Annotated in this window: 10 protein-coding genes and 2 pseudogenes; 5 read left to right on the forward strand and 7 right to left on the reverse strand. The window is 63.5% G+C overall.

All coding sequences use genetic code 11. The features are described from left to right. Nucleotides 1-331 precede the first annotated feature (331 nt). From JMJ55_RS31295 to JMJ55_RS27705, 3 genes and pseudogenes are all read right to left on the reverse strand, one after another. Nucleotides 332-2,197: a histidine kinase dimerization/phosphoacceptor domain -containing protein gene (locus JMJ55_RS31295; protein ID WP_268885436.1), complete on the reverse strand. Its 1,866-nt coding sequence runs from the start codon at nucleotides 2,195-2,197 to the stop codon at nucleotides 332-334. Continuing rightward, nucleotides 2,196-3,008, reverse strand: a pseudogene (locus JMJ55_RS32200) (PAS domain-containing protein); the annotation flags it as partial. The pseudogene JMJ55_RS32200 and the gene JMJ55_RS31295, both read right to left, overlap by 2 nt. Before the next feature lie 345 nt (nucleotides 3,009-3,353). Then, complete coding sequence (locus JMJ55_RS27705; protein WP_202828846.1) at nucleotides 3,354-3,788, reverse strand: response regulator; 435 nt, start codon at nucleotides 3,786-3,788, stop codon at nucleotides 3,354-3,356. 274 nt (nucleotides 3,789-4,062) lie between these two features. Here JMJ55_RS27705 and JMJ55_RS27710 point away from each other — a divergent pair, with 274 nt between their 5' ends. Beyond that, complete coding sequence (locus JMJ55_RS27710; RefSeq protein WP_202828847.1) at nucleotides 4,063-4,299, forward strand: hypothetical protein; 237 nt, start codon at nucleotides 4,063-4,065, stop codon at nucleotides 4,297-4,299. Nucleotides 4,300-5,899: 1,600 nt separating this feature from the next. Continuing rightward, nucleotides 5,900-6,319 carry a response regulator gene (locus JMJ55_RS27715; protein WP_202828848.1) on the forward strand — a complete coding sequence of 140 codons (420 nt, stop codon included), beginning with the start codon at nucleotides 5,900-5,902 and terminating at the stop codon, nucleotides 6,317-6,319. Here JMJ55_RS27715 and JMJ55_RS27720 read toward each other — a convergent pair. Further along, nucleotides 6,277-6,996, reverse strand: a complete 720-nt coding sequence (locus JMJ55_RS27720) for a response regulator transcription factor (protein WP_202828849.1) — start codon at nucleotides 6,994-6,996, stop codon at nucleotides 6,277-6,279. The two genes, JMJ55_RS27715 and JMJ55_RS27720, sit on opposite strands and share 43 nt — an antisense overlap. A 252-nt stretch (nucleotides 6,997-7,248) precedes the next feature. Here JMJ55_RS27720 and JMJ55_RS27725 point away from each other — a divergent pair, with 252 nt between their 5' ends. Both JMJ55_RS27725 and JMJ55_RS27730 read left to right on the forward strand, forming a co-directional pair. Next, nucleotides 7,249-7,497, forward strand: a complete 249-nt coding sequence (locus tag JMJ55_RS27725) for a hypothetical protein (RefSeq protein ID WP_202828850.1) — start codon at nucleotides 7,249-7,251, stop codon at nucleotides 7,495-7,497. Between the two features lie 1,337 nt (nucleotides 7,498-8,834). After that, on the forward strand, nucleotides 8,835-9,068 hold the full coding sequence (locus tag JMJ55_RS27730; RefSeq protein ID WP_202828851.1) for a hypothetical protein: 234 nt from the start codon (nucleotides 8,835-8,837) through the stop codon (nucleotides 9,066-9,068). A 337-nt stretch (nucleotides 9,069-9,405) separates the two neighbouring features. Here JMJ55_RS27730 and JMJ55_RS27735 read toward each other — a convergent pair whose 3' ends face one another. Then, on the reverse strand, nucleotides 9,406-9,924 hold the full coding sequence (locus JMJ55_RS27735) for a DUF2934 domain-containing protein (protein ID WP_328702792.1): 519 nt from the start codon (nucleotides 9,922-9,924) through the stop codon (nucleotides 9,406-9,408). 1,059 nt (nucleotides 9,925-10,983) lie between these two features. Then, nucleotides 10,984-11,172 carry a hypothetical protein gene (locus tag JMJ55_RS27740; RefSeq protein ID WP_202828852.1) on the reverse strand — a complete coding sequence of 63 codons (189 nt, stop codon included), beginning with the start codon at nucleotides 11,170-11,172 and terminating at the stop codon, nucleotides 10,984-10,986. Nucleotides 11,173-11,845: 673 nt separating this feature from the next. Here JMJ55_RS27740 and JMJ55_RS27745 point away from each other — a divergent pair. After that, nucleotides 11,846-12,307, forward strand: a complete 462-nt coding sequence (locus tag JMJ55_RS27745) for an N-acetyltransferase (protein WP_202828853.1) — start codon at nucleotides 11,846-11,848, stop codon at nucleotides 12,305-12,307. A gap of 158 nt (nucleotides 12,308-12,465) precedes the next feature. Here JMJ55_RS27745 and JMJ55_RS27750 read toward each other — a convergent pair. Beyond that, nucleotides 12,466-12,565, reverse strand: a pseudogene (locus JMJ55_RS27750) (IS5-like element ISRso1 family transposase); the annotation flags it as partial.

The following is a 12,565-nucleotide window of genomic DNA, read 5'->3' on the forward strand; positions in this document are numbered from 1 at the left end:
GACGGGCTGCTGAGCCACGCATAGTATCTGCGCCCGTCATCGTCCTGGTGGTGCTGTAGTGGCTGCGCTATCGCCTGAACCCTGCGCGACTTGACCGAGATGTTTCTCCGGCGTGGCTTCGTGTTCGATCATAAGGCTGTATATGCTTGGAAGGCGAAGCTCGCACCGGTGTTGGCGGACGAACTCCGCCGACGCCGGCACGGCAAGACCGGCGCTCACCATCCTTGAAGCAGCGTAGATCAAGCTTTTCCTGCATCTCTCACCGTCAGATTTGGCGCGAGCGCTGACAGCTTCTCATGGACCGGCTGAAAGCGAACGACTGCTTTCAGCATTAGACGAGCACGGTGAAGCAGGTTCCAGGTCCTTCAGCGGAGCCCACCTCCAGCTCGGCCCCAATCCGCTCAAGCATGACCCGGATCACCCGCATCCCGAGCCCGCCGCCATCGCTTCGCGGCCGGGTGGCCCAGTTCGGCGGCAGCCCACGCCCGAAGTCGCACACCCGCACCTCCACCCCGCCGCTCGGGCGCGCCTTCGCGCTCACTTCGACCCGGCCCGGTTCGCCGGGCCCGTAGGCGTATTTGAGCGCGTTGGTGACGAGTTCGGTTGCCACCAGCGACAGCGCCACCGCCGTCCGGCTCGACACAGTCAGCCCCGAGTCGGCCTCGACTTCCAGCCGCTGCGCCGCGCCAGCCACGCCGGCCGCGAGGTCGTCGCAGAGCCGACGCAGCGTCTCGCCAAGGTCGACGCTCTCGATGTCCGCGGATTGTTGCAGGCTGTCGTGCACGCGCGCCACACTCATCACCCGCGCGTAGGTGTCCTCAAAAGCAGCCCGGGCCGCCGGATCGGCGACGGTGCGGCCCTGCAGCCGCATCACCCCCGCGACGATCTGCAACGAGTTCTTGACCCGGTGGTCGACCTCGCGCGCCAACACCTCTTTCTGCTCCAGCGCCCGCATCAGCGCCTCACGCTCCGCACTGAGTTCGGCGACGCGGCGCATCTGCCGCAGCACAACGCCTTCCATCGCTGAGGCAAACGCCAGGGCGGTGCCGACCTGCCACGCTGACCATGGCTCGGCCTGACCGCGCCGCTCCTCAATCCAGCGCTCGAAGGAACGCCGCGGCAGCACGGTGCCAGTCGCGGCATCGGCCAGCACCGGCTTGCGCGGATCCCCGCCCCACACCACGGTCGAGGCCACCTCCGGGCGGAACCAGAGCAGGGCATGGCCGCGCTCCCCCGCGTCCCCGCCGACAAGCACCGCGAGCAACCCACTCGCCTCTGTACACCAAGCGGCGGCTGGAACGTAATGCTCCGACAGATGATCGCTGGCGAAGACCCGCTCCTCAGCGGGTAGCGACCGGCGTAACCAGTCCACCAAGCCGATGATGACGTTCGGCGGCGGCGTGCTGCCGACCGAAGCCACCTGCCCGCCGGTCACCATCGCCGCCCCGCCGGCTCCGAAAAGGTCGGCAAGCGTTACGCCGGCCCGACTGTTCGCGGAGGTGAGTGCCGCGACGAGGTCCTCCGAAGCCGCTACCTTGGCCAGCAACGCATTCCGCGTGGCCAGAGAGCGCTGCTGCTCCGCCCACAATCGCCGGCTTTCGAGTTCGTGCACCCGGAGCGCGAAGCCGTCCGCAACCAAGCCGGCAAGCGCTCGGGTTTCGGGCGTGACGTAGTGCGGCTTGCGGTGGTGCCCGATAAGAAGCCCCCAGAGCGCGCCCTCCACCAGGATGGAGAGCGACATCGAGCCGTTCACGCCGAGGTTTCTTTGGTACTCCAAGTGGACCGGCGAGAGAGCGCGCGACGGGGCGAAGCTAAGGTCGATCGCCTCGTTGGCCATGGCCGGCTGCCCTCGCACGGCCGCAGGCACGGCGTCGCGGTCAACCACAAAGCGGGCAGGGCTCTTGGCGTAAAGCGCCCGCGCCTGTGCCGGAATGTCGGAAGCGGGAAAGCGCAGGCCAAGCAGCGACTGCCCCCAGTCGGTCGCCCTGTCCTCCGCGATCGCCTCGCCGTTCCACTCTGGGTCGAAGCGATAAACCAGCACCCGCTCGAAGCCGGTCATAGCGCGGACCTCGCGCGCAACCGCCGCCGCCGCCTGATCCAGCGAGCCCGCCGCGCAGGCGGGAGACGGCGTCCTGTGCCTGGAGGGGGGTGGCGGCGCCGAAGTCCTCCGGTCGGTCGGGCACGCGTTCCAGCTCAAGGACGAGCCGGCCGTCGTGCAGGTGCACCGCCGCCAGGAACGGCGCCTCCTGTGGGCCGAATCTCGCCAAACGCCGCAACGGACGGGCAGGGTTTGCTAGGGCGCCAGCAGCGAGCGCTTCCCGGACCGCGATCACCAAGCTCTCCGGCAGCACCCGGGCGAGCGGACGACCGATAACCGAACCCGACCCGGCACCCCCTAGGGCATCGCTGACATTGTCGCTGCAGGCCGTGACGGTCAGCTCCGGGCCCCCTGGATCGCAGGCCAGCATGATGGCATGGGGCTGCCCCGCGCCGGCCAGATGGATCGGCTCCCGCTCGCACAAGCTGGGGTCGACAGGCTCGGCCCGAGTCCGGCGCGTGACAGCCTCGACCGCCGCCTCGGTAGCCAAGCGGTGCCGGCTCGGCGGCAAGGTGCTTAACGGGCGGACTACGACCCAGTAGCGGTCCGGCTCGCGTGCCCGAAGAAGTCGCACCTCGACCCGAACGGGATGCGGTTCGAAGCCGAAGGTGAAGAGGAAGCGCTCATCCATCGCTCCGCGCCGCACGCCCTCGAGGAAGCGGCCGTGGAAGGCAGGCAGGTCAGTGCAGGGCGCGACGTCACGGAAGAAGTTGCGCCCGACCACCGCCTCGGCTGACCGGCCCGAGAGGCGGCTTTCGGCGGCGCTGTAGAAAACAACCCGCCCCGTCCCATCTACTTGGATTACGCCGAAGGGGAGTGCGTCGAACTCGCCGCGGTTCAAGCCATCGAGCCGCGAGATGCTATCCTCGTGGTCGGGTGCGGGATCAGTTCCGTCCTGCTGCAAGGGCATGCCCACGCCGTTCCGTCATTGCCTTGAGTTCTGCGGGAGCCCTGCTCGCTGGCCTTGGGCTCATGCCCTTTGTGCTCCCAGTTAGCCGCTCTCAAACCGGCATGTCACCGATCGTTGGGACATGCCAAAAAGCGCCCGGGTTCAGCACTGCCAACAACAGCCAGGTACAGAGAAAGCGACGCCGGAAGACTGGGTGCCCCAGTGTTGGCTCGACCTCTGAAGCAGCCTGTCCGCGTTCCAGCACGGACGCTCAAGATAGCCACAAGCCGTTGACGCCAGCTGGCGGCCAGCACTTGCTAGCGTCAGCCATGCTCTAGTCTCCAGGCCGTCCTCCTAGACACTCCGTCAGATCTTCTTTTGGATGATCGCCCGCTGTAGGGCTACGATAAGCTCATCGTAATCCACTGGCTTGTGCAGCAGAGCACATGGCTGAGGACTTCCATCAGATCCCTGTAAATCCTCTAACCCACCAGGCGGCGCCGAGCCGGTTACAACAATCATGGGCAACCCTGGACGTTCGGCTTGGAGGGCACGGATCAAGTCCTCGCCGCTCATGCACGGCATGTTCAGATCGGTTAGCAGCACGCTCAGGTCGTCTCCAAGCTGCCGCGCGGCCACCAATGCCTTCGCACCATCACCGGCGACGGTCACCTCATAGCCTTCGTCCTCTAAAAGATCAGCCATCGAGAGCGCGACCATGACTTCGTCTTCGGCGATGAGTACACGCAGCGGCATCGGGTGTGGTTGACCACGGAACAGTCTATCGCGGGCTATTCCCATTGACCGCTCCATTCGAGCACGAATACAACTTTAACGTGTGCCAAGATGTATGGTTCGCTCGCGGTTTAGAAATCTCAGACAGCCTCACATGTCGAGGTGAGCGCCTCTCGCAATGCAACTAATGCGAGCTTTATTCGTTCGGCTGCAACCTAAGGGTCAATCGCTTGGCTGGTTGGCTGGTTGGCTGGTGACAGCCGAAAAGGTGCTATCCGTTCCGTGCAGAATCCCAGAGACGGCATAGCGCCTCTACTAGCCTCGTTTAGGAGGAGGGCGCATGTTGCTGATGTCCGAGCTTAGGCAGGCCGCCTGCGATGAGGGCGATTTCTCTTTTGCCTTTGGGGGCGGGGACGCATCCGAACTGGTTGCGCTGGTGAGCCAAATCGCCGACCGGGAGCGTTGTACCGTCGATTTCGATGTGACCCAGGGTAGTCCAGGACTGATTACAGCCCGGTTCGTGCGGCGGAGCCATGCAATCGCGAACCTGGATAAGCCGCGCCAGTCTGCAAACTGACCGAAGCGGTACCTGAATGGCCGAAGCGCAACGCGATGGTACCTGCTTCGAGACGGTGTCGGAGTCTGTGCCTTACCCCGGGGACGTCGCCGAGGTGGTGCCCATCACCCGAAATTCTGACAAGCAGGCCGGGCTCGGCATCCATTCGCAAAAGCTGCGGCTTGGGCCGAGAAGCGCAGCGATGCCATCGGGCAGACGAAGCGGAAAACGTAGCTGGTGCCAAGCCCTGGTTGGTGCACGGCGGAGACTGACCAAAGTTCTCCTGCAACTGTGCAAGCGATGCGACGGCAAGCCTCGAAGACCATGCCAAAACGATGACCTAAAACCTGAACCGAAAGGTCGGGAAGATGCACCACCTGAGGCAAAAGCGCGACGGCAGGAGCTTGGGTAATCGATACGTTCGGCATGCCCCAACCTACGACCAAAGCTTAACTTCCTCGGATCAACTAAACGAGGGTGAACTGCCCTTCTCGCTGGAAGGGTTGCTGATCGCGGCGTGCTGTCAATTTTGGGCTGCGGGCGAGCTGGCGGGTACGGCGCCGGGCCTGAGCGCGCAAAAGATAGCTGAGCCTGCTCTCCTAAGGCCCGGACACGGTCCCGCACTTCCGTAAGGGGTAGGCGTATTGGTCCTCACCCGTGAATCTGGTCCAGCGAAGGGCAAGATTTTCGCTCAATTGGGGACTCAAGGCTCGCACCTGAGTGCCGAATAGATCTGCCTGGGCCACGTTCGCTTTGCCTTAGATGTGCGCCGCTAAGTAGCGCTTAACCCAAAGCGGTTATCAGCCCGGGCGAGAGCCGGAAGGAGCCTGTTGTCCCCAAACGTTCCTCCCCGGCCATTTGCGGTCAGGGCAGGCTGGTGCCGGATGGCACCCTCTCAAAGCCTTGGGTGGTGATGGCGGCTCGGGTCGATCTCCATCCTGCAAAATGGACCTACCTGAACTCAGCTTCCCAACGCAACGACCCCTGCCACTGATGAAACTACTCACGGCCATCAGGCGCCACAGTGCTGCCTCTGCTCTCGGCCGGCCGTGTAGCCCTTGGTGCTGGGGTGGCTGCAGGCTCCATTGCCAGGGGCAGCGTAGCCTCGAGAACGCGCTGAACGCAGCTACCTACAGCATCAGGGCGCACGTAGAGGGCTTGGCATACTTGTTCGACATGCGGGCGGAACACTGCGATGGCTCGCACCTGCTCTGGTGTCGCCAAACCAGGAGCGGCCAGGGGACCGGCCAAAGGCGGTGCAACAGTTTGCGCAGACAAAGGGGTCAATGCAGCGAAGATTGGGATCAGCACCACCACAAACATTACGGATCTCATCGAGAACGGTGGCATCTGAAACCTGTCTCTTCTCGCGGCTTGAGGAGGTGCTGCTGGCGAAGTTGCAAATGCCGGCTTGGTAGGTTGTTTTCAACCATGAGGCCAAGCAAGCCACGAGAGCAGAAAGTGCAGACCGTCTTCACAACCTGAAGCTGTTTGCAGAGCAACACACAACCTATGCGGGTAAATTCGGCGTAATTTCCCACTCTCGCGACGTCACATATATCAGAAGCGGGAGCACTCTCTCAGCTTGGGGTGTCGGAACTCAGGTGAGAGGAAACCACCGATGACGGTGCTGTTGGTCGAAGATGACACCATCGTGCGTCTTACCCTCGCCGATCTTTTCGACGCGGCTGGGCTCGATTTTCTCGAAGCAAGTAACGCTGATGACGCTTTGATCATCCTCGACGACCCGTCGCAGCCTGTCGATGTACTTATCACCGACCTCAACCTGGGCGTAGGCGATAGCGGCTTGGCCTTGGCCGCGAAGGCGCGGCAAAGGCGGCCGAAGCTGCGGGTCGTCTACGAGACCGGCAGCCCGGAGATCCTGGCCGGCCGTGATTTCTCTCCCTGGGAGAACGTGTTCTACAAACCCTTCGATCCGCTGGCCCTGGTGGCTACGGTGTCAGCCCTGAACGGGTCGCGCTGCTCAGGGAGGCGCTCTCACCGGCGCTCGGCAAGCAAGATGGTGGCGTCCAGCTTGTAGCCACCCGGCTTGGTCAGCAGCAGGCGCGGCTGGCCGGGATCCGCCTCGGTCTTCTGGCGCAGGCGGTAGACATGCGTCTCGAGGGTGTGGGTGGTGACGGCGCTGTTGTAGCCCCAGACCTCGTTCAGCAGCACCTGGCGCGGCACCGGCTTGCCACCGGCTCGGTAGAGGAACTTCAGGATCGCGCTTTCCTTGTCGGTCAGGCGGATCTTGCGGTTCCGCGCCGGCTCCAGCAGCAGCTTGGCGCTGGGGCGGAAAAGGTAAGGACCGATGAGGAAAGTAGCGTCTTCGGAGTTGTCGAAGACCCGCAGCTGCGCCCGGACCCGAGCCAGCAATTCCGGCAGCCGGTAAGGCTTGGCTAGGTAGTCGTTCGCGCCGGAGTCGAGGCCGCGGACGACATCCTGCTCGGCATCCTGGCCGGTCAGCATGATGACCGGCATGCGCCGCCCCTCGCGCCGCAGCTTGGCGCAGAAGTCGCGGCCATCGGCATCGGGCAGGCCGATATCGAGCAGGATGGCGTCGTAGCGCGCATCAGCGCTGGCGAGCTTGGCTTCTGCCTCGGCCGCGCTCTCCGCCTCATCGGCGCTGAACTCACCACCGGACAGGATCTGTTCGGCCAAGGTGGCGCGCAGCGCGGCATCGTCCTCGATGATGAGGATCTGGCGAAGGGCGAACATCGTGGTCTCCAACGGGAAGAAGCAGGGCCTCACCTCAGCCCCCAATTCGTCTACAGGTTGAGATAACGACTTACAAATCACCGATATGAGATTTTTGTCTAAAAATTTCTGCGGCCTTCTAGCACCCGGTGGTGCCGAACTCGCTTCACACTCTCCTATCGTTCGAGGTTGTACGCCGGATTGCGAAAGGGCCTTTTCTCTCGAATGCGTGAATTGTATACCACATCACATCGCGCAAACGTGAGGATAGCTGTGCAGACCAAACTCTCCTCCTGCAAAACCCACCGCCTGCCCCTGGCGACAGCCGATGCCGCCAATAGCCGCCGGCGCTCGCTCCACACCATGATCGCCCATAAGCGGCGCTGCCGCGATGCGGGTGTGCCTGACAGCGCGACGATCAGCCGGATGGTCAATGCCTTCCTCGCCGCTGGCGGGGCCGTCACCGCCTGCCCACCGGCCTACGTCCTGCCGGTGCAGAACGGCGCCGGGCGCCAGGGCTAACCGAACCGGCCGGCCCTGCCTCTTCCAACGGATACCCTATCGGTGTCCGAGATCGTCGTCTTCCCGTCCGTCCGCCGGCGCCGGGCTGCCTCGAGAAGCCAGGAGGTCGCCCCTAGCGAAGCGCCTTGGAAAGTCGAGTGCAGCGAGAGCGACGATGAGGCGACTATGGCGCTGCTGAGCACCGTAAGCGACGTTGACCACATTAGTCCGTCCGCGGTGCCAGCCTGACAGGATGGTTCAGTTCGCTAGGCCACCGCTCTACACCAGCACCCGGAACACGACCGATAGCCGCACGAACTGCCAGCGTCAGCAACAGGTCAACGTCAAAGCGGGCTGGTATCAGTCCCGCCTCACAAGCCAAGCCAAGCGCCTGTACAGGCTTATCCGACGACGCCAGGAGGTTTGCATAGGCGCCAGCATGGCGGTCTTCGGAACCGCTCCCGACCGCTCAAGCGCGGCTCGCGCTGCGTCCTGGGCACGCCAGACGGTTTCGACCAACCGCCGCAAGTCAGCTGCGTGCTCGGTGCGTAGCCGCTCGATCTCCGCTGCATGAGCCGCTCTCACAGAGTCCAAGGCCTGTGTCAGGCGCACAATCTCGGCCGCGTGTTCGGCTTGATGCTTCGTCTCTCCTTCACGCACCTGCTCCTCATCCTCCATCACCCGACACCAAGCGCCAGCCACAACGGTATGTGGTGAAGGTGCCACAGGATATTGGGCTGCTGACGTCGTTTGGTCCGCCACTATCGATTCCGGCGGCAGCACCGGGGCCGTCGCATCTGGTGGACGAAGCCGGGGCGTGAACGGCGTGGTCTTGGCTTTCGCGGCAATCGAACATGATGCAGGCGGCATAGTATGCCCCGTTGCGATTCTAGCTTTGTCGGCAGGCGACAACCCATCCATGAGATAACACTAACCTGTCTGCGAGCGGCCGCGGAAGTTGTGCTGGGGCTGCCGCAAGCAACTCCGGCGGGTGCGGCATTTGCGTCACAGGAGTGGCGCCGTCTTTGTCACCTGCCGGCTACCACCCAGCCGCATCGCCGTGCGTGCTAGGCTCCTCGGCAGCAGGGGTGCTGCGCATCGGCTACCTGGCGAGCTACAATCTCGACGACGTCCAGTCAGTAGCGGCCTGCCTCGAACACCTCGGCATTTAGCGGATACACCGCTTGGCGCCGCTGCCTGTGATCGCCATCGCATGGCTGTGCATATCAGCGGTTGAGGCGAGGTCGGCATAGTGTCAATGGTTGGGAGGCCCGCGGCTCTGTCACCTTGCCGGCGACCGGCGACTTGAACTGGCCGCTTCCCCTGTTCCTTCGCCCGCGTGTTGACGAGAGCGCATCATGCAAAAGCACGTCATCCTTGCCGACAACATCGACTCGACGCAGATCCGTTATTTTGTTGGCTACAAGGATGATGGCGGGTTTTGTGAAGCTTTTTGGACTTTCGATCCGTGGCGGGCTCGCTGGGTCGATGCTGTCGAAGCGGCGGTGGAGGTCAAGTTGCTTGCCACGCTCTGTCCGAACTACCAGCTGAAGTCGTGTTCTTTGGATGTTATCGGGAACCTCAAAGCGTAACAGGGGCAGATTTCCGAGCGAGATGGTTGCGCGGGAGAGGGGGAGAACCAGGCTGCGGGACGAAGTCGCCCGGTTGAAGGTCATGCCGTCGCGGCCGCCGCCTCGTCGCGCTTAATGATGGTGAAAGCTGCCGGTGGTACCGGGTCGGGCAAGGGTGGCGACACGCGTGCCACGACGCCAGCGGAGCGCCAAGCGCGACCGCACCCTGGTGACCGCCGAGGTGGTGGTGCAGGGCGCACCGCCGCCAGGCTCGCAGTTCAAGCAGTACTCGGCCGAGGAAAAGACTTCCATTGTGCTGGAAGGCCTGCAGGACCAGCCAGCCAAGTCGACGCGGCCTTCACGCTGCCCTTGCCTCCTCCCGATGCGCACGTTCCCAGAACTCTTGGGCCCGGCCCTCAGGGCGCCCCTCCCGCTCCCACAGGAAGTAGGCCCGCTCCCGCAGGCGATGTTCAGGCTCATGCGCAACGGGCGGCGTGGTGTCTTGTCGTCTACTCCGACGAACATCGGTTGGGGGCGACGATGGCCTTCCATGCGCCACTGGCACACGCTCCCCGCTACGGTCCTCCTGCAATACCTTGCTGACCGCCTCGTCGGCCGCCCTAAGGAGGGCGTGGACGGGTTCGATAGCTGGCTTGGGATCTTGCGTGACGCCGCACCGACCGCGGTAGATCGTCCGGTGGCCAGACCCGAGCTGCGGATGCATCTCGACCGCTACGGAAATGGCGCCATCCGCGACGACTAGTGTGCGGTAGAGAGCGACTTTGCGGTCGACCAGCGGCGCCACCCAGGTAACCCAGTCAAGGGCCTGTTCTGGTGATGGGCGCCCGATTTCCGTCCAAGCATGAGCGGGAGGCATCGCGGGCGAGAGCGGGGGCGAGGACAAGGCCAGACCTCCGGTTTGTGCGTGACCTGATCTTAATGGCAAGCCGCGGAAATGGGACGCCCGCAACCCTCTCCGACCAATCACGCCTCCGTGGCGCAGCCACGGCACGAGCGGCTGATTGTCGCGCGGCGTGTCGCAAGGCCTGCGGCTGCCGATTCACTATTGTGGCACTTTGCTGTGTGAGGTGCACCCGCCCGCTCGCGCCACCTATATCACTGTGGTGCCTGACCGTGGAGCAAGCCGCGGCGGACCGAAGGACGCCGCCAAGTGGAGTAAGAAGCGGTGCTGAGCGAGGAAATCTTCGACTTCGAAAGGTGCTTCGGCATTCCCGCCGACCACACCCTTCGGCAATCCGATCTCCCACCGGTCACTGGAGCGCGGCTGGTCCGCGGCCGATGGGAGCATGAGGAATACGACAGAGGCGGAAATCTAGTTGCTGTCTACGAAAGCTGGGCGCGAGGGGGTGATCGCCTTACCTTTGTGAAGTATTCTCCCTATGGCTGGGTGCTCAGCATCTCCGGCCGGTCGCCACGTCTCCCGCCACCCAAAACGCGTACCCGATCGGGCATAGCAGCGTAAAGGGCTGTGCTGCGTGAGTTATCGGGAAGCATGCGTGAAGATCGGTAACCTTGCGGCCGGGTAACTAATTCTAGCTCTTGAAGCTCCAACCACCGCAGGAAAACCGGTAGCATCCGTCAGCGCTGGAGAATTTACTTATGGACTGCGGGTAACCACCGCTGAACAGCATGTTTCGGATTTGGGTTGAGGTGATCAGGCCGACAGCGTCGCGTCGAGCCAATGGCATTTCACCTCGGCCCACAAATCGCGGGCGCCACTAGCAGGGTTGGCTACAACCGCAGTAAGCGGCTGACCGCCATAGGCGCCAGCCCCTTCCAGACCCAAGAGATCGCAAGGCGCGTTGTCAGCAGGTCCCTTCTGGCCAAAGGTGGCTGAACCTGCTGGCTGCACCGTCCCGGCCCTATCGCCCTGCATGCTAGGCTCCTCGGCAGATGGGGTACGAGCAACGGCTGCTCACCGGGCCGCGATATCGGCGAAGTCCAACAGGTGGTGGCCTGCCTCGAACACCTCGGCAGCGGAGGTCAAGGCTTCCACCCACTCCCCGCTCGGGGTTCCACCGTCTGGTTCAGTGGCAAGCAGGCGCCTGATCTCCATCAGAGCCCGGGCGTAATCGGCTTCGGTGACGATCGGCGCGACCAGCATGTGCCACTTGTCCACGGAAACAGAGGTTTGCAGGGCACATCTCTATCATAAGTAGAGCGAATTCGTCGAATTTCCCTTGAGGCGCGGTCGCGGTAGTCCCTGTCGGTGTGCTTTTTCTGCATCACTGTCGCGCGTGAGCAAGCCAGGAATTGAATACACCATCCAACATAACTTATGGTTGAGGTACGTAGCCCAGGAAATGCACTATGCGCCGCGGTGCCGTCCTCTCCTTCCCCTACCCACGAGGTCTCCGAGACGCCGAGCGCGATTGCTTGCAGCGCTTTGTATCGGCGGTTCCGGGTGCACAGGCCGACATCCTCATTGGACGAGATCGCCAAGAAGTCGCCATCCTTACCCTCGCCGGGCGACATCTGTGGATCACCCGCAACGAAACGGGCATCGGCGCGCGGGATGCCGCTACCGGGCAGTATCTGGCCAGAGACACCTGCATCGGCCGTCTCTTGGTGACGGTGCTAGGCGCTCTACTGCCGGGTGGTGTGGCCGCGTGCAGTGATATGCCCGAGGCCTCGCACTCAGATCCATGCGGACCGGCGTAGCCTTGACGGATTGTCTCAGCGGCTCTGAAGACCGCCCAGTCAGGGTAGTGGGTCATAACGGTTCGGCTGTGTGCGACCACACCGCTGTCGAACCCATCGTGCAGTAGCGGAAAGCCATGATGCACCTCACAGCCGGGACGAAACTCGGCAGTTCGGAACTCGACCAGATGCCATCGAGCTTCGGCGGCTGGCGGGATGACGTTGCGATCAGAAGCGCAGCAAACGGGACCGACGCGCTCCGGGACTATGCCGAGCGGCTGGGGGTTCAGTTGACGGTGCATGATGGACCGACCGCCATTGACCTCGACTGGCTCTGGCGCCGTCCACTCGCGCCACGAGGGGCGGGTGCTGCTGTGCTGCGCGCGGTTTGCGGCTATGCCGACCGCACAGGTCGTCCAGTCCGCCTCATCGTATTAGCTGGCCGCGGACGGTTGCTCGGCTATTACACGCAGTTCGGCTTTGAGGTTGTGTCCTCGGCCGAGGACGACACCAGCAGCACGGAGCTGGTGCGTACGCCAACAAAGCGCGGCGCCCCCCGCCCCGGCCTCGCTGGAGCTGCTTTACTGCATGGGTTCTGATCAGCGGGATTTGGTATGAGCGCGAAGACGAAGGTCCCGGCGAGGTCAAGCGCCTGGACCAGAAGGATCGTCGGTTCCATACCGCTCAAGACTGCGCCATCCAATCATTCAGCGAAGCACTCGCCGCTGCCATCACCTGAGACCCCGTTTGAGAATGGCTACGGGTGAGCGACACGGCGGAGCAGGAGCGCGCCGAGACTGACGCGGATCATGGCTTCGCTGACGTCGCAGCGGCGCTCGTAGTCACGGACGAGGCGG

Origin of the sequence: Belnapia mucosa, assembly GCF_016775475.1 — a bacterium.
Lineage (GTDB): Bacteria > Pseudomonadota > Alphaproteobacteria > Acetobacterales > Acetobacteraceae > Belnapia > Belnapia mucosa.

Excerpts from the sequence above, each read along its gene's own strand:
- JMJ55_RS27740 (WP_202828852.1), bottom strand. The coding sequence starts at position 11,172 with ATGCTGGTCGCGCCGATCGTCACCGAAGCCGATTACGCCCGGGCTCTG.
- JMJ55_RS27745 (WP_202828853.1), top strand. The coding sequence starts at position 11,846 with ATGATGCACCTCACAGCCGGGACGAAACTCGGCAGTTCGGAACTCGAC.
- JMJ55_RS27715 (WP_202828848.1), top strand. The coding sequence starts at position 5,900 with ATGACGGTGCTGTTGGTCGAAGATGACACCATCGTGCGTCTTACCCTC.
- JMJ55_RS27705 (WP_202828846.1), bottom strand. The coding sequence starts at position 3,788 with ATGGGAATAGCCCGCGATAGACTGTTCCGTGGTCAACCACACCCGATG.
- JMJ55_RS27720 (WP_202828849.1), bottom strand. The coding sequence starts at position 6,996 with ATGTTCGCCCTTCGCCAGATCCTCATCATCGAGGACGATGCCGCGCTG.
- JMJ55_RS27735 (WP_328702792.1), bottom strand. The coding sequence starts at position 9,924 with ATGCCTCCCGCTCATGCTTGGACGGAAATCGGGCGCCCATCACCAGAA.
- JMJ55_RS27730 (WP_202828851.1), top strand. The coding sequence starts at position 8,835 with ATGCAAAAGCACGTCATCCTTGCCGACAACATCGACTCGACGCAGATC.
- JMJ55_RS27710 (WP_202828847.1), top strand. The coding sequence starts at position 4,063 with ATGTTGCTGATGTCCGAGCTTAGGCAGGCCGCCTGCGATGAGGGCGAT.